Annotated in this window: 13 protein-coding genes and 1 tRNA gene; 6 read left to right on the top strand and 8 right to left on the bottom strand. The window is 66.7% G+C overall.

Annotated features, from left to right (window positions below; all coding sequences use genetic code 11):
- Positions 1 to 7: 7 nt before the first annotated feature.
- Both metF and RT655_RS16775 read right to left on the bottom strand, forming a co-directional pair.
- Positions 8 to 907 carry a methylenetetrahydrofolate reductase gene (gene metF, locus RT655_RS16780; protein WP_313539137.1) on the bottom strand — a complete coding sequence of 300 codons (900 nt, stop codon included), beginning with the start codon at positions 905 to 907 and terminating at the stop codon, positions 8 to 10.
- A gap of 14 nt (positions 908 to 921) precedes the next feature.
- Positions 922 to 1872, bottom strand: a complete 951-nt coding sequence (locus RT655_RS16775; RefSeq protein ID WP_313538890.1) for a metalloregulator ArsR/SmtB family transcription factor — start codon at positions 1870 to 1872, stop codon at positions 922 to 924.
- Positions 1873 to 1987: 115 nt separating this feature from the next.
- Between RT655_RS16775 and RT655_RS16770 the strand changes: the two genes are divergently transcribed.
- From RT655_RS16770 to RT655_RS16760, 3 genes are read left to right on the top strand one after another with little or no spacing between them, the layout of a single operon-like run.
- On the top strand, positions 1988 to 2221 hold the full coding sequence (locus RT655_RS16770) for a hypothetical protein (protein WP_313538889.1): 234 nt from the start codon (positions 1988 to 1990) through the stop codon (positions 2219 to 2221).
- A 38-nt stretch (positions 2222 to 2259) separates the two neighbouring features.
- Positions 2260 to 3210: an aldo/keto reductase gene (locus RT655_RS16765; RefSeq protein ID WP_313538887.1), complete on the top strand. Its 951-nt coding sequence runs from the start codon at positions 2260 to 2262 to the stop codon at positions 3208 to 3210.
- On the top strand, positions 3210 to 3437 hold the full coding sequence (locus tag RT655_RS16760) for a hypothetical protein (RefSeq protein ID WP_313538885.1): 228 nt from the start codon (positions 3210 to 3212) through the stop codon (positions 3435 to 3437). Before RT655_RS16765 ends, RT655_RS16760 begins: the two co-directional genes overlap by 1 nt.
- 56 nt (positions 3438 to 3493) lie before the next feature.
- Here the strand turns inward: RT655_RS16760 and RT655_RS16755 are convergent, their stop codons facing one another.
- Positions 3494 to 5803, bottom strand: coding sequence for a TonB-dependent receptor domain-containing protein (locus RT655_RS16755; RefSeq protein WP_409530285.1), 2310 nt, complete (start codon positions 5801 to 5803; stop codon positions 3494 to 3496).
- A 259-nt stretch (positions 5804 to 6062) separates the two neighbouring features.
- On the opposite strand from RT655_RS16755, the gene clpB reads away from it, so the two are divergent.
- Positions 6063 to 8642: an ATP-dependent chaperone ClpB gene (gene clpB / locus RT655_RS16750; RefSeq protein ID WP_313538881.1), complete on the top strand. Its 2580-nt coding sequence runs from the start codon at positions 6063 to 6065 to the stop codon at positions 8640 to 8642.
- Between the two features lie 509 nt (positions 8643 to 9151).
- A complete protein-coding gene (locus RT655_RS16745; RefSeq protein WP_313538879.1) occupies positions 9152 to 12127 on the top strand; it encodes a TonB-dependent receptor domain-containing protein in 2976 nt (991 codons plus the stop codon).
- Between the two features lie 66 nt (positions 12128 to 12193).
- On the opposite strand, the gene RT655_RS16740 is transcribed toward RT655_RS16745, so the two are convergent.
- The 3 genes from RT655_RS16740 to xseA are packed head-to-tail and all read right to left on the bottom strand — an operon-like array spanning position 12194 to position 14779.
- A complete protein-coding gene (locus tag RT655_RS16740) occupies positions 12194 to 13033 on the bottom strand; it encodes a M23 family metallopeptidase (RefSeq protein WP_313538877.1) in 840 nt (279 codons plus the stop codon).
- Complete coding sequence (locus tag RT655_RS16735) at positions 13030 to 13230, bottom strand: DUF2093 domain-containing protein (RefSeq protein ID WP_313539135.1); 201 nt, start codon at positions 13228 to 13230, stop codon at positions 13030 to 13032. Before RT655_RS16735 ends, RT655_RS16740 begins: the two co-directional genes overlap by 4 nt.
- Positions 13231 to 13270: 40 nt before the next feature.
- Complete coding sequence (gene xseA, locus RT655_RS16730; RefSeq protein ID WP_313538875.1) at positions 13271 to 14779, bottom strand: exodeoxyribonuclease VII large subunit; 1509 nt, start codon at positions 14777 to 14779, stop codon at positions 13271 to 13273.
- Here xseA and purD point away from each other — a divergent pair.
- Positions 14778 to 16040: a phosphoribosylamine--glycine ligase gene (purD, locus tag RT655_RS16725; RefSeq protein WP_313538873.1), complete on the top strand. Its 1263-nt coding sequence runs from the start codon at positions 14778 to 14780 to the stop codon at positions 16038 to 16040. The two genes, xseA and purD, sit on opposite strands and share 2 nt — an antisense overlap.
- A 102-nt stretch (positions 16041 to 16142) precedes the next feature.
- Here purD and RT655_RS16720 read toward each other — a convergent pair.
- Positions 16143 to 16219 (bottom strand) — tRNA-Arg (locus tag RT655_RS16720).
- 62 nt (positions 16220 to 16281) lie between these two features.
- Positions 16282 to 16698 carry a hypothetical protein gene (locus RT655_RS16715; RefSeq protein ID WP_313538871.1) on the bottom strand — a complete coding sequence of 139 codons (417 nt, stop codon included), beginning with the start codon at positions 16696 to 16698 and terminating at the stop codon, positions 16282 to 16284.
- Positions 16699 to 16700: the final 2 nt, after the last annotated feature.

Genomic DNA, 16700 nt, shown 5'->3' with positions numbered 1-16700 from the left:
GGTCGCGTTACGCCGCCGCCACCGCCGCCTGCTGCCGCGGGCGCAGGCCCAGCAGGTGGCAGATGGCGTAGCTCAGCTCGGCGCGGTTGAGCGTGTAGAAGTGGAACTGCCGCACGCCGCCGGCATAGAGCTTGCGGCACAGTTCCGCGGTCAGCGTCGCCGTCACCAGCTGCCGCGCCGAGGGATGGTCGTCGAGCCCCTCGAACAGCTTCTCCATCCAGGCCGGCACGTCGGTGCCGCACATGGCGGACATCTTCACCACGCTGGCATAATTCATCACCGGCATGATGCCTGGCACGATCTCGGCATCGATCCCCGCCGACGCCGCGCGGTCGCGGAAGCGCAGGAAGGTCTCGGCCTCGAAGAAGAACTGGGTGATCGCGCGGTTGGCACCGGCATCGATCTTGCGCTTCAGATTGTCGAGATCGGCCTCGGGGCTCGGCGAGTCCGGATGGCATTCGGGATAGGCGCTTACCGAAATCTCGAACGGGTGGAGCCGGCGCAGACCCGCGACGAGATCCGCAGCATTCTCATAGCCGCCAGGATGGGTGCGATACTTCTCGCCGGCGCGGGGCGGGTCGCCGCGCAGGGCGACGATGTGGCGCACGCCCGCCGCCCAGTATTCCTCGGCGATCTGGTCGATCTCCTCGCGCGTCGCTTCGACGCAGGTGAGGTGCGCGGCGGCCGCCAGCGGCGTCTCGCGCGCGATCTTTGAAACCGTGGCATGGGTGCGCTCGCGGGTGGTGCCGCCGGCGCCATAGGTGACGCTCACGAACCGCGGCCCGAGCGGCGACAGCGTCTCGATCGACTGCCACAGCGTCTCTTCCATCTTCTCGGTCTTGGGCGGGAAGAATTCGAAACTCACCGCCACATCGCCCGCCACATCGGCGAACAGGGGCGGTGCCATGGGGTCTACGATACTCATGCCGCCTTCACCTTTTCCACGCTCTCCCCGGTCTTGCGACCGAGCCATAATTTCACCGTCAGCGCGCCGCCTTCCAGCGTCTGCACCTGCACCGGGGCGAGCCCGGCGCGATCGAACCAGCCGAGCATCTGCTCGTCCGAGAAGCCCAGCCGCGCATGCGCATCGCGAGTACGCAGTTCCTCGCGCTCGTGCGGCGCGAAATCGACGATTAGCAGCCGTCCGCCGGGCCCGAGCACGCGTGCCGCCTCGCCGATCGCCGCCGCCGGCTGCTGCGCGAAGTGGAGCACATGATGCAATATAGCAGTATCCGCAGCGCCATCCTGCAGCGGCAGCGCGTAGAGGTCGGCCTGACGCAGTTCGGCATGGCCGAGATCGGCCAGCTTGGCGCGCGCCAGCCGCAGCATTTCGGAGGAGCGATCGATCCCTACCGCCTGCGCGGCACGCGGGCCGAACAGTTCGAGCATGCGGCCGGTGCCGGTGCCGATATCGACCAGCGTGCCCAGCGAGTCCTCGCCCAGCGCGGTGCCCATTGCAGCCTCGACTTCGCTTTCGGCGACGTGGAGCGAGCGGATCGCATCCCACTGCCCCGCATTGCTCTCAAACCAGGCTTCGGCCGCGCTGGCGCGATCGGCACGCACCGCGTCGAGCCGTGCCTGATCGGCAAGCACCGAAGAATCGCCCGTCAGTTCCCAGGCGTCGAGCGCCGCCAGCACCGGTGCGGTAACCGCCCGCCGGCCGAGTGCCACGAACACCCAGCTGCCTTCCTTGCGCCGCTCGGCCACGCCGGCGTCACACAGGATCTTCACATGGCGGGAAACGCGCGGCTGGCTCTGCCCCAGCACCTGCGCCAGCTCGCCCACGCTCAGCTCCATCGCGCGCAGCAGGGCGACGATCCGCAACCGGGTTGAATCCGCAAGCGCGCGGAAGATGGCGAGGGGCTCTGTCATGGGCGGCTTAGAGATATAAAGATATCTTTATATCAGGTCAACGCATCGCTGCGCGGTTGCGTGCGTTTGCGCCTCTGGCTAGCCCCGAGCCGAACCCGTGAAGGAACCCATTCCCATGCGCAAGCTCCTCCTCCTCCCCGTCGCCGCGCTGGCGCTCACCGGCCTGTCGGCCTGCGGCAACCAGGCGAAGAACGAAGCCGCCGAAGCCAATGAGGCGATGGCCGGTGACAGCAACACGATGGGTGATGCCGTCGCCGACGTGAACGCCGCCGAGGATGCGGCCTTCGCCAATGCCGAAAGCGCCTATGGCAACGAGAGTGGCCCGGCCGGCAACGAGATTACCGACTGACGCGTTTCCCGCCCTCCCTTTTTCTTCGGAGACCAGCCATGCCGCATCTTCGCCACCTCGGCGCTTCGGGCCTCGAGATTTCGCCGCTCGTGCTGGGTGGCAACGTGTTCGGCTGGACCGCCGACAAGGCCGCCAGCTTCCGCATCCTCGATCGCTTCGCGGAGCGCGGCGGGGTGATGATCGACACCGCCGATGTCTATTCGGCCTGGGTCTCGGGCCATCAGGGCGGCGAATCCGAAAGCGTGATCGGCGAATGGCTGCGCACCTCCGGCAAGCGCGACCAGGTGCTGATTTCCACCAAGGTCGGGATGCTGCCGGGCGAAGGCGGCGAAAAGCTGGCCCCGACGCGGATCGCGGCGGCGGCCGAGGCATCCCTCCAGCGGCTCGGCATCGAGACGATCGACCTCTATTTCGCCCATCAGGACGATGAGAACGTGCCGCAGGAAGAGGTTCTCGCGGCGTTCGGCACGCTGATCGACGCGGGCAAGGTCCGCGCGCTGGGCGCCTCCAACTTCCATGCGATGCGGCTCAAGTCGGCGCTCGACCTCGCCGCAAAGGAAGGGCTGCCGCACTTCCGCGTGCTCCAGCCCGAATACAATCTGGTCAGCCGCCGCAAGTTCGAGGGCGAGCTGCAGGACCTGTGCATCACCCATAATCTCGGCGTGATCCCCTATTACGGCCTCGCTTCGGGCTTCCTTACCGGCAAGTATCGCAGCGAAGCCGATCTCTCGAAGAGCGTGCGCGGCGGGGGCATGGCCAAGCTGCTCGCCGGCAAGGGCGGCGCGGTGCTGGCGGTGATGGACGAAGTCGCGGCCGAGACTGGGGCGAGCCTAGCCCAGATCGCGCTCGCCTGGCTGGCGGCGCAGGACGGCGTCACCGCGCCGATCGCCAGCGCGACGAGCATCGAGCAGCTCGACGAACTGATCGGCGCCTGGGACGTGGAACTCAGCCACGACCAGCTTGATCGCCTGACTGCCGCCGGGGCCTGATGACCGCAGCCGACCTGATCGAGCGCATCGTCGCGCAACTCGTCCGCCGCCATGGCGGCACCGTCCGCCGCTGGAAGACCGTGCTAGGCAAGGTGCGCGTCTACGACGCCGAGACGCACCCGCATTGCAACTGGTCGCTGGCCCCCAGCGGCGCGGCGGGCGACGTCGCGGCGGTGGAGAAGCTGCTCGACGAGCTGCGGATCACCTATCCGATCGTCACCGGCTGAACGAAAAAGGGCGGAGCACCTGGTGCCCCGCCCCCTTCACCCTCTCCTCTCGGCGTTTACAGGCCGACCTTCAGCGTCAGGAAGAACTGCTGCGGCGCGCCGACCATCAGCGTCTGGTTGTCGCCGCTGTTGCCGAACCCGTTGGTACCAATCGTCGAGATATACTTCTTGTCGAACAGGTTGGTGACGTTGCCCTGCAGCTCCAGCTTGCGCCCGCCCAGGTCGAACTTGTAGCCGAGGGTCACATCCACCACCACGCGGCCGTCGACATACTGGTCGTTGGTGTAGGTGAAGTAGCGCTTGCTCATATAGTTCGCGCCGACACGGGCGTTGAAGCCCTGGCCCGACCAGGTCACTTCGCCCTTCAGCATGTGCTTGGGCGAATCGACCACCGTCTTGCCCTTGGTGGGGATGACGCCGCTCGCGGTGACGACGTCGTCGCGATAGGTCGAGTCGTTGTAGCTGTATGAGGCGAACAGCCCGAAGCCCATCGGCAGGCGCACGTCGCCGGTCGCCTCGACACCCACCGAGCGCGCGTCGCCGACATTCTGCAGGATCGCCGGGTTGCCGACGATGCCGGCGCTGGTCGTCACCGCCAGCAGGCGGTTGCGGAAGTTGACGTAATAGCCCGCCAGCGAGCCGGTGAAGATGCTGCTCCGATAGCGGCCGCCCACTTCATAGGTGTCCGACGCTTCAGGCTTGAGCTTGGTCGCGCCGCTGTTGAGCGCGTCGAAGCCGGCCTGGGTCGTCGCGAACGGGCCGCTGGTCGCCGCCGACACGAAGGCGCGGGTCACCTGGGTGAAGCCGGCGAACAGCTCGGCATTGTCGGTCACCCGGTAGTTGAGGCCGGCATGCGGCTGGAACCAGTCGGTCACCTTGATCCGGCCGCCGGCGAGCCCGCCCGCGACGATTGGCGTCGCATGGTTGGTGACGGCGAAGCCCTTCCAGCCCAGATTCGCGGTCAGCGCGCCGAGCTCGATCTTGTCCTGCACGAAATACTGGACGGTGTCGGTCTGGTACTTCCAGTACCATTGGGTGGCGAAGGGATTGCTCTGGAACGAGAGGCTATCGCGGCCCGGATCGGTGCGGCTGTTCAGCGCGTAGAAGCGGCGCGCCTGGCGGAAATCATTGCGCTCGTACCAGCCGCCGACAGTCACGTCGTTGAAGCCGAGCTTGGTGCCGATATTGCCGAACACACCGCCACGGCGGATGTCATATTCGGTGGTGCGCAGCGACATCGGCACGCCGTTGGGCGAGGCAACATAGGGCGTGTACCAAAGGCCCTGGCCGTGATTGTTGTGGTAATAGCCCTTGAGCACCCCGTGCACCGGCGAATCGCCGGTCGTCTCGAGGCCCGCCGAGGCGAGGTAATCTTTGCGCAGGCCCGCGGCGTTGTAATAGGCGTCGTCTGGGTTGGCAAAAGGCGCGGGATAGACCTTGCCCGCTGCCGGATTGGTCGGCGTCACGCCGGTATAGCCGTTGTGGGCGCCGACGTCCGAGACGAGGATCGCCTTGGCATAGTCGTTCGAGATGTTGTCCCAGTTGTAGCCGAGACGCTTGATCATATCGAGCGACATGTCCTGATAGTCGTTCTCGCGACGATCGGAGAAGTCGAACGTGCCGACCGCGCGCAGTCCCGGCGTGATCGGGGTGACGACCTTGCCATTGACCTGGTTGATGCGCTGCGAACCCCAGCCCTTCCACTTGTCGGTATCCGAGTGGAGATAGGAGAGATAGGCGCGGGTGCCGCCCGGTGTCAGCTCGCCGAAATCGAGCCGCCCGAACACGCGCCAGAAATTGTCGCTGCCGCCGGTGGCATTGACGTCGATGCCCAGCTTCCCTTTGGGATCGCTCGACAGGAATTCGAGCGTGCCGCCAAGATTGTTGGTCGCCTGGGTATCGATCGAGCCCGAGCCCTGCGAGACGCGGGTCTCGGCGATGTTCTCGCTGATGATCGCGCGGCTGATGTGCAGGCCGTTGACGTTGCCGTAGCTTGCGTCGCCAAGCGGAATGCCGTCCAGCGTGAAGCCCAGCTGGTTCTGATTGAAGCTGCGGATCGAGATGCGGCCCGCCCATTCATATGCGCCGAACGGATCCGCGCCCTGAAAGTTGACGCCCGGCAGCTTCTCGATCGCCTTCAGGGGGCTGGTGCCCGGTGCCAGCAGGGCGATGTCGGCCTGGGTCAGCGTCTGAACCTGGCGCGTCTCCCCCTTGCCGATTACGACGATGTCATCGGCGCCACTTTGCGGCTGGGTATCATCGACGAGCGTGGCAGTGGGTGCCGTTTGCGCGAAAGCCGCGCCGACAGTGAACAGCGACGTACCGGCGAGCAGGCCGGCGGCAAGCATACGGATGCGCATGCGCATGATCCCCTCGGGAGAGCGTCGAGCCCCTCGCTCGACGCTCAGGGCGCTACGCGTACGGCGTTGCAACATTCGATAGTTAACGCTTCACTACCGAGACTCCATCGTGACCGTCGCGTGACGATTGGATTTACGCTTCGGAAAAGTCCCGATTTCCCGTTGTCCATCGCAGCTGCACTACGATAGCCATGACGTATGCAGCTCCTCTTGTGTTGCCCATTTGCAACACTATCTGCTGGTCAACGTCGAACAGGGATCAGGCATGAACCTCGAAAAATTCACCGACCGCGCCAAGGGCTTTCTGCAATCGGCGCAGACCGTTGCGATCCGCATGAACCATCAGCGGATCAGCCCGGAGCATCTTCTGAAGGCACTGCTCGAGGACGAGCAGGGCATGGCCAGCGGCCTGATCCAGGCGGCGGGCGGCGACGCCAAGCGCGCGCTGAGCGAGACAGACTTGGCGCTCTCCAAGATCCCGTCGGTCAGCGGCTCGGGCGCGCAGTCGACGCCCGGTCTCGACAACGACCTGGTCCGCGTGCTCGACCAGGCCGAGACGATCGCGCAGAAGTCCGGCGACTCCTATGTCACGGTCGAGCGGCTGCTCGTCGCGCTGGCGCTGAGCCTCAACACCGCCACCGGCAAGGCGCTGCAGGCCGCCAACGTGCGTGCCGAAGCACTCAACACCGCGATCAACAGCATGCGCGGCGGCCACACCGCCGACACCGCCTCGGCCGAAGACCGCTACGACGCGCTCAAGAAGTTCGCCCGCGACCTCACCGAGGCGGCGCGTGCCGGCAAGCTCGATCCCGTGATCGGCCGCGACGAGGAAATCCGCCGCACCATCCAGATTCTCGCCCGCCGCACCAAGAACAACCCTGTGCTGATCGGCGAGCCGGGCGTCGGCAAGACCGCGATCGCCGAAGGCCTCGCGCTGCGCATCGCCAATGGCGACGTGCCCGATACGCTGAAGGACCGCACGCTGATGGCGCTCGACATGGGCAGCCTGATCGCGGGTGCCAAATATCGCGGCGAGTTCGAGGAGCGGCTCAAGGGCGTGCTCGACGAGGTGAAGGGCGCCGAGGGCCAGATCGTGCTGTTCATCGACGAGATGCACACGCTGATTGGCGCCGGCAAGGCCGAGGGCGCGATGGACGCCGGCAACCTGCTCAAGCCCGCACTCGCCCGCGGCGAGTTGCACTGCATCGGCGCGACCACGCTCGACGAATATCAGAAGCATGTCGAGAAGGATCCCGCGCTCCAGCGGCGCTTCCAGCCGGTGTTCGTCGGCGAGCCGACCGTCGAAGACACGATCTCGATCCTGCGGGGGCTCAAGGAGAAGTATGAGCTGCACCACGGCGTGCGGATCACCGACGCGGCGATCGTCGCCGCGGCAACGCTCTCCAACCGCTACATCGCCGACCGCTTCCTCCCCGACAAGGCGATCGACCTGATGGACGAGGCCGCGAGTCGCATCCGCATGGAAGTGGAGTCGAAGCCCGAGGAGATCGAGACGCTCGACCGGCGGATCATCCAGCTCAAGATCGAGCGCGAGGCGCTGAAGCGCGAGACCGACGCGGCCTCGCGCGACAGGCTCGCCACGCTGGAGGAGGATCTCGCCAATTTCGAGCAGCAATCGGCCGAGCTGACCACCCGCTGGCAGGCGGAGAAGGACAAGATCAACGCCGAGGCGGTGCTCAAGGGTCAGCTAGACCAGGCACGGCTGGAATTGGAACAGGCACAGCGTGCGGGTGACCTCGCCCGCGCCGGCGAGCTGTCCTATGGCGTGATCCCGCAGCTCACCCGCCAGCTCGACGAAGCACAGAGCGCCGCCAAGGGCGCGATGCTGCGGGAGGAAGTGACCGCCGACGACATCGCGGGCGTGGTCGCGCGCTGGACCGGCATCCCGATGGAGCGGATGCTGGAAGGCGAGCGCGAGAAGCTGCTCCAGATGGAACAGCAGCTCGGCAAGCGCGTCATCGGCCAGGCCGATGCGGTGAAGGCGGTCTCCACCGCCGTGCGCCGCAGCCGCGCGGGGTTGCAGGATCCGAACCGGCCGCTGGGCAGCTTCCTGTTCCTCGGGCCTACGGGCGTTGGCAAGACCGAGCTGACCAAGGCGCTCGCCGAATTCCTGTTCGACGACCCCAATGCGATGGTGCGCATCGACATGAGCGAGTTCATGGAGAAGCACGCGGTCGCGCGGCTGATCGGCGCCCCTCCGGGCTATGTCGGCTATGAGGAAGGCGGCGTGCTCACCGAAGCGGTGCGGCGCCGTCCCTATCAGGTGGTGCTGTTCGACGAGGTGGAGAAGGCGCACAACGACGTGTTCAACATCCTCCTCCAGGTACTGGACGACGGCCGCCTGACCGACGGCCAGGGCCGCACGGTGGACTTCTCGAACACGATCGTGATCCTCACCTCGAACCTGGGCAGCCAGTATCTCACCAACCTGGCCGACGGGCACGGGGTGGAAGAGGTCGAGCCGCAGGTGATGGAGGTGGTGCGGGCGCATTTCCGGCCCGAATTCCTCAACCGGCTGGACGAGATCATCCTGTTCCACCGGTTGGGCGCAGACCATATGGCCCCGATCGTCGACATCCAGGTCGGCCGCGTCGCCAAGCTGCTCAAGGACCGCAAGGTGGGCATCGACCTTACCCCGGCGGCGCGCGACTGGCTGGGCCGCGTGGGCTATGACCCGGTGTACGGCGCGCGCCCGCTCAAGCGCGCGGTGCAGCGCTATCTCCAAGACCCGCTCGCCGATCTGATCCTGCGCGGCGCGGTGAAGGATGGATCGACCGTGCATGTCGATGAAGGCGATGGCGCGCTGACGCTGCAGGTGCAGTGAATCGAGGCGGTGTGCCGGGCTATCCGGCACACCGCCTTGGTCCCACACCCGCGGGACCGCGGGCGGCCACCGTTAAATTTCTTTGAACAGGGTGTTGTTCGCCCCTGCGACATGCATTCGCCCGTCGCTGTCTCTGCAGCGCAACACCGACGATCAAAAATGTCGGGCGTGCCGGAAATCGGATCATGTTGTGTTAATTAACGAGGCAGATTTGCTCAAAGATTAGGCAAATTTGCCCATTCTGCCCATATTTGTCTTTGGTGCATCGCAACAATCGTGCGCAATGAGCGCCTGTTGCGACAATTCCCGCGCACGATCTGTGCTTTTTGGGATACAGTTTGAAACAAACATTGTCGTTTGCGTCTCTGTCCGGGTTTACAGCTCCCAACCCCAGCTTCAATCTTTTCGCAAGCTTTGCACAGGGCGGTGCGCCGCGCGTGCTGCGAAGCGGGGAGACAGGGCCGGCCTACCGGAAACGGTTTGCCGGAAACAAAAGGGAACAATCACACGTGAAACTGACTCGATTTGCATCCGGTCTGCGCGCTGGGACGGCGCTTGCAGGTCTTGGCGCGGTCGCGCTGTTTGCCGCACCGGCGTATGCGCAGGATCAGACGGCGGCACCGGCGGGCGCCCAGCAGCAACAGCCAGGCGAGATCGTCGTGACCGGCTCGCTGTTCCGCCGCACCGATACCGAAACCACGTCGCCCGTGACCACGCTCAGCACCGAAACGCTGCAGCGCGCGGGTACCACCACGGTTGCGGACGCGATCCGCAGCGTTTCAGCCGACGGCGCCGGCTCGATCCCGACTGGGTTCCAGGGCGGCTTCTCGGCTGGCGGTTCGGCCGTGTCGCTGCGTGGCCTCGGCGTTTCGTCGACGCTCGTGCTGATCGACGGTTTGCGCACCACCAACTTCCCGCTCAACGACGACGGCCACAACGCCTATGTCGATCTGAATTCGATCCCGTTCAGCTTCGTCGAGCGCGTCGACGTGCTCAAGGACGGCGCATCGTCGACCTATGGCGCGGAAGCGATCGGCGGTGTGGTCAATATCATCCTGAAGAAGCACATCACCGGCATTCAAGGCAGCGTTGAAGCCGGTGCCGCCGGCAAGGGCTATGCCTCGCGCGTCCGCAGTTACCTGACCGCGGGCTATGGCGACTATGATTCGACCGGCTGGAACGTGTTCGTCAACGGCGAATACCAGCGCGACGGTCGCATTTCGGCGCATGATCTGGGCTTTCCGTTCAACACCACCGATCTGAGCTCGATCGGTCTGGCCGATCAGAACACTGCCGATAGCGCGCTCAACTCGAACACGCCGAATGCCATCGTACGCCGCGTCACCGGCAGCGACCCGAACAATCCCTTTGCCGGCGGTGCCACCGGGGCGAGCACGTACCAGCTGCTGAATCCTGCGCTGTGCAGCCGCACCTTCACGGTGGCCGGTGCTGCGGGCGGCACCGGTTGCGCGCACGACCTGACCGACGAATATGGGCAGGTCCAGCCGTTCCAGGAGCGCTTCTCGGTCAATGGTCGCCTGAGCGTCCGTCTCAACGACAATATCGAAGCCTATGTGACGGGCAGCTATTCGCACAGTCAGGTCAACATCAACGTCGCGCCCTCGGCAATCCGCCAGCGCCAGCCCTATGGCGCGTCGCCGACCACCGCGTCGAACAACCCGGGCATCGTGTTGCCGGTCTATATCTGTTCGTCCGGCGCGAACTGCTCCACGGCCGCCGACCGCCAGCTCAACCCGAACAATCCCTATGCGGCGGCCTTTGCTGGCAATCCGGCCGATGGCGGCGCCCGCATCTTCTACTCGTTCGGCGACATCAAGTCGGGCACCGAGCGCGGCAACGAAGTCATCCGCGGCACCTTCGGCCTGAACGGCCAGTTTGGCGACGACTGGAACTGGCGGGTCGAGGCCGTCGGCGCGCGCGACAACATCAAGCTCGCCTCGTTCGGCACGATCAGCATCGATGGTCTGCGCCAGGCGGTCGCGACCGGTGCCTATAACTTCGTCAACCCGGGCCAGAACACCGCTGCGACCCGCCAGCTCGTCGCCCCGGACATCGTCGCCCGCGGTTCCAGCTCGCTCGCCTCGATCGAAGGCAATATCACGCACGCATTCGCAACCCTGCCGGGTGGCGATCTGCAGGTCGCCGTCGGCGGCCAGGTCCGCCGCGAGACGCTCGACTATCCGGGTCTGAACCCGAACAAGACGAACTACGCCAATACCGCGGCAGCGTTCGGCAAGCGCACCGTCAGCGCGGCCTATTTCGAAGTCAGCGCACCCGTGCTGAAGGAAGTGGAGCTCACCGGATCGGGTCGCTATGACCATTATTCGGAAGGCTTCAGCCGCTTCTCGCCGAAAGTCGGCATCAAGGTGAAGCCGATCCGCGAGCTGATGCTGCGCGGCACCTATTCGGAAGGCTTCCGCGCTCCGACCTTCGCGGAAAGCAACCCGCGCTCCAGCTTCCCGGGCTTCGTGACCTACCAGCCGCCGTGCAGCTTCGTACTGGCCCATGGCGGCACCGCCACGGCCACGGGCTGCAGCGCCGGCAGCAACCCGTATGCGCAGTCGTACAGCGTCGGCGGCGGCTTCTCGGGCAACCCGGACCTCAAGCCGGAAACCTCGCGCAGCTTCACCGGCGGCGCGGTGTTCCAGCCGATCCGTCAGCTGAGCTTCACGCTCGACTATTACAACGTGAAGAAGAAGAACGTGATCGTGGCCGGTCCGGACGCCGGCACCGCACGCGCCAACTACTTCGCTGGCCGCCCGCTGCCTACCGGCTACTCGGTTGGTGCCGTCGACGCGCCCGATCCGCTGTTCCCCAACGCGCTGCCGCGCGTGCTGGTGATCAACGGCCCGTACGTGAATGCCGGTTACTTCAAGACCCAGGGCCTCGACTTCGGCGCCTCGGCGGAGTTCGGGATCGCGCCGGGCGTGAAGTTCTACAGCCGCGTGGACGTGAACAAAATCCTGAAGTTCGACGTGGACTTCGGCGATGGCGTGGTCCGCAAATATGTCGGCACGGTCGGCCCGTACGAGCTTTCGTCGGGCGCCGGCACGCCGGAGTGGCGCGGCAACTGGCAGAACACGCTGGAGATCGGGAAATTCTCCATCTCGGCAACCACCTACTATGTCTCGAAGATCAAGCAGGTCGCGGCGGACGAAGAGGCCCCGGGCGCGGACGGCAAGATCGATCTGTCGTGCGGCGCCGCAGCCGGCGATCTCTACCCGTACCCGACCGATGCGGCGCTGAACCAGTATTGCTCGGTTCGTCGCTTCATCTACGCGGACCTGAATGCGCAGGTGCAGGTCAACGACGATTTCACTTTCTATGTGAACGTCGGCAACTTCACCAACGAGCGCGCTCCGATCGCGACTTCGTCCTATTCGGGCACCAACTATCTGCCGACCTGGCACTATGCCGGCGTCGTCGGCCGGACGTTCAGCGCCGGCGCCCGGTTCAAGTTCTGATCCCATCCCTTCGGGGAAGATCGACCTGGGAGCGGCACTCTTCGGAGTGCCGCTCTTTTTTTGGGTTCAGCTTGCGGTAGTCATCGCGCCTGCGACGAGCAGCGGATCGATGCGCGCGCCGCGCCACGTGAGGCCCCAGTGAAGATGCGGCCCCGTCGCCCGCCCGGTAGCACCGACCGCGCCGAACAGCTGACCCTGACGGACCAAAGCCCCCTCGCGCACGTCGATCCGGGAGAGGTGGAGGAACGCGCTCGACAAGCCCATGCCGTGGTCGAGCATCAGCAGATTGCCCTCCAGCGTAAACGGCGCCTCGGCCGCGAGAATCACCACGCCGTCGGCCGGGGCACGGGCTGGCGTGCCGGAAGGCAGCGCGATGTCGATGCCCGAATGATAGGCACCCGGCTCCCCGGCATAGATACGCTGCGACCCGAACAGCGTGGAGATGCGGCCGGTGGCCGGCCAGACGAAGCGCTGTCGCCAGCCTTCCGCCCCGGTCTGCAGCGCGCGGGCGGCCTTGATTCGGGCAAGTTCGGCGGGGCGCCGTGCCTCGAATTCGGCGCTGGGTACCGGGTATTTGGGCAGCTGGTCCAGCCGCGAGATGTTCCAATCGCGCGGCGCGATCTGCAGGTCTTCCCGCACCGTGCGGCCGTCGCCGGTCTTCGCCTCCAGCACCGCGGTGGCCGCAGCATCGCGATCGAACGCAATCAGGAAGCGGCGATCTGTCGCGAAGGGTACGGGTTGACCGTTGAACTGCAGTTCAGTGGTGCCGGGCGGCACCTGCCCCCGCGCGATCCCGCCCTGCTCGAAACTGCCGTCGAGCGCAAAGACGTCCCCGCCCGCGCGGGCGGTCCGCGCGACCAGCGTCGTCGCCAGCATCGCCGCGGCGAAGCGCCGCCGGTCGATCATGCCTCGAGCAGCGCCTTGGTGGCCGCCTCAGGCGTGGCATAGGCTTCCTGCCGCGCCACGCTCCAGTAGCGGAGAGAGTCCACGGAAATGCGCTCGCCGGTGACCGCGCAGAGCACATGGTCGCCCGGCGAGAGCACGCGGAAGCCGTTGGCCATATAGTGCAGCTTGGCGACGCGGGCGGTGTTGGACATCAGCATGGGCGGCGCCATTCCTGCTCTTAAGGGTGGTGGGTACGCCCTAGAGCAACGTCGGCTGCTCGGGCTTGGGCGGAGCATAGGCCTTGCCCGCGCCGCGCTCAACCCGGGCGTCCACCGACCCGTCGGCGAAATGCAGCGTCACGGCCTGCGCGGCGCGCGCATCCTCGGCCGACGCGACCACCTTGCCGGTGCCGCGCCCCTCGACCCAGGCATAGCCCTTCTTGAGCGGCAGTTCGGGATCAAGCAGTTCCAGGTGCCGGCCCATTGCCGCCAGCCGCTCCGACGCAGCGGCAAAGCGGCGTTCGAGCGTTGCCAGCTTGAGCCCCTCGGCGGGGCGGGCGAAGCGCTGGCGAAGCGCGACCAGCTCGCGATCGGCAGCGCGGTCGAGCGCGATGCCGCCCACGCGCTGGCGCGCAGCCGCCAGCCTTTGTTCGAGCGTGGCCGGGCGCAGCGCGGCACCCGCGCGATCAAGCTGCCCGCGAGCAACGCCCACGCGGCGTTCCAGCGCGCGCCCGAGCCGGGCGCCGACATCGTCGAGCCGCTGGCGCTGCGGCCCCAGCAATGCATCGCGGCGCGGCAGCACGCGGACGAGTGCCGCCAGCCGTTCTCCCGCACGCTCGTGATAGCGGCGAACGCAGCGCTCGGTGCGGTGGGCTAGCGTGGCAATGCCGTGACGGACCTCGGAGAGCACGGGCACGGCGATTTCGGCCGCCGCGGTGGGCGTGGGGGCGCGCAGATCGGCGGCGAAGTCGCACAGCGTGGTGTCGGTCTCGTGGCCGACCGCCGAGATGATCGGGATCGAACATTCCGCCACCGCCCGCACCACGACCTCCTCGTTGAACGACCAGAGATCCTCGATCGAGCCGCCGCCGCGGGCGACGATCAGCAGGTCCGGGCGCGGCAGCGGGCCGCCCGGCTGGATCGCATCGAACCCGCGCACCGCCCGCGCGACTTCCTGCGCCGATCCGTCGCCCTGCACCTTTACCGGCCAGACCAGCACATGGCTGGGGAAGCGGTCCTCCAGCCGGTGGAGGATGTCGCGGATCACCGCGCCGGTGGGCGAGGTAACCACCCCGATCACCTTGGGCATATAGGGCAGCGGCTTTTTCCGCTGGGCGTCGAACAGCCCCTCGCCCGCCAGCTTGGCCTTGAGCTTCTCCAGGAGCGCCATCAGCGCGCCTTCGCCGGCCAGCTCCATCCGCTCGATGACGATCTGGTACTTCGAGCGGCCCGGATAGATGGTGAGCTTGCCGGTGGCGATCACCTCCAGCCCATCTTGCGGCTGGAAGGGCAGCGCGGAAGCCGCACCGCGCCAGATCACGCCGTCGATCACCGCGTCCATGTCCTTGAGCGCGAGATAGGCGTGCCCCGAGGCGGCGCGCTTCCAACCCGAAATCTCGCCGCGCAGCCGGACATGGCCGAACTCGCCCTCCACCATGCGCTTGAGCCGGCCGGAGAGTTCGCTGACGCTCATCGGCGCCGCGTTGTCCCCGGGCACCGCCTCGGCTACGAGCCGCGTCGATGAAGTCTCGAAAAGGGGGTCGGCCATGAACGTCCTGCTACTGGGTTCGGGGGGGCGCGAACATGCGCTCGCCTGGAAGCTCGCGCAATCGCCGCTGCTGACGCAGCTCTTCGCCGCACCGGGCAATCCGGGCATAGCGGCGCATGCCACGCTCGTCGACCTCGCAGCCACCGATCCTGCGGCGGTGCTCGCCTTCGCGCAGGCGAACGGCATCGGGCTGGTGGTGGTCGGCCCCGAGGCGCCGCTGGTGGCGGGCGTGGGCGACGTGCTGCGCGCGGCCGGCATTCCGGTGTTCGGGCCCAACCGCCTGCCGGCGCAGCTGGAAGGATCGAAGGGCTTCACCAAGGATCTGTGCGCGCGGGCGAACATCCCCACCGCAGGCTATGTCCGCGTTCACGGCTTGGACGAGGCGCTGGCGGCGCTGGAGCCGTTCGGGCTGCCGGTGGTGGTCAAGGCGGACGGTCTCGCTGCGGGCAAAGGCGTCACCGTCGCGATGACCCGAGACGAGGCGATCGGCGCCCTGACCGCGATCTTCGCCGATGCGGGCGCAAGCGCGGTGATCGAGGAGTTTCTCGACGGCGAGGAAGCCAGCCTGTTCGTCATCACCGACGGCACCGATGCCGTGCTCTTCGGATCGGCGCAGGATCACAAGCGCGTCGGCGAAGGCGATGTCGGCCCGAACACGGGGGGCATGGGCGCCTATAGCCCCGCCCCGGTGCTCACGCCCGCGCTGGAGCGCGAAGCGATGGAGCGGATCGTGGCGCCGACCATCGCCGCGCTGGCGGCCGAGAGCATCCCCTATTCGGGCGTACTCTATGCCGGGCTGATGCTGACGAAGCAGGGCCCGAAGCTGATCGAGTATAATGCCCGCTTCGGCGATCCCGAATGCCAGGTGCTGATGTTGCGGCTGGAAGACGACCTGCTCGACCTGCTGCTGGCGACTGCACGCGGCGAACTGGCGGGGCGCCCCGCCCCGCGCTTCCGCCCCAATACCGCACTGACCGTGGTAATGGCCGCGCGCGGCTATCCGGGCACGCCTGAGACAGGCGGCAGCATCAAGGGAATTGATGCTGCCGAGGCGGGCGGTGTGCAAGTGTTCCATGCAGGCACCAAGCGCCAGGGCGACACGCTAGTGGCGAGCGGTGGGCGGGTGCTCAACGTGACGGCGAGCGGGCCGGACATCGCGACCGCACAGGCCGCCGCCTATCGCGGCGTCGACGCGATCAACTTCCCCACCGGCTTCTGCCGACGCGACATCGGCTGGCGCGAACTGGCGCGCCGCATCTGATCCCTGCGCGGCGCGGCGGCACCTGCCGCCGCGTTCCGTGCAGGACGCGCGAACCGCCGTCGCCAGAGGCGATTGCGGTCGTGTGACGATGGTAGTGGAAAATGGTGCGCCCGGAACGATTCGAACGTCCGACCCTCAGATTCGTAGTCTGATGCTCTATCCAGCTGAGCTACGGGCGCATTGGAGGTGCGGCGCCTAACCGAGGTTCGCGGGTAGCGCAACCCCTTTTTACACCCGCCCCTCAATTATCGCGATAGGGCAGCATGTCCTCGTCGAACGAGCGCGGCTCGCTGCAGTGCCAGGTCGCGCCGTCCCAGCGATCCTCGCGGTCATCATACTGGATCAGCGTGCCCACCGGGCAGCCCAGCGACGCCAGCTCGTCGCGACAGAAAGCGCGACCGCGATCGAGATCGATGAGGTCGACGTCGAGGATCGCGCAGGCTGGGCGCCACTGGCCGGCATCGTCGAGCGTCTCGATCAGCGTGCCGCCGCCGCAGGTGCCGAGCCCGGCGATGCGCAGCTCGGCATCAAGGAACACGCCGTAGCGGCCCTCGCGTTCGTGCGGGTCCATGTCGCCAGGGAAGGCAACCGACACCGAATGCGTGTCGAGCGGCTCTGCCAGAAGGGCGTCGAGCCCGGGTAGGAACCGCTCGATCATCG

The sequence above is a fragment of the Sphingomonas sp. genome (assembly GCF_032114135.1).
In the GTDB taxonomy this organism is placed as follows: Bacteria; Pseudomonadota; Alphaproteobacteria; order Sphingomonadales; family Sphingomonadaceae; genus Sphingomonas.
The sequence above is the reverse complement of the archived record's forward strand: the minus strand, read 5'-3'. Positions and strand labels throughout refer to the sequence as shown.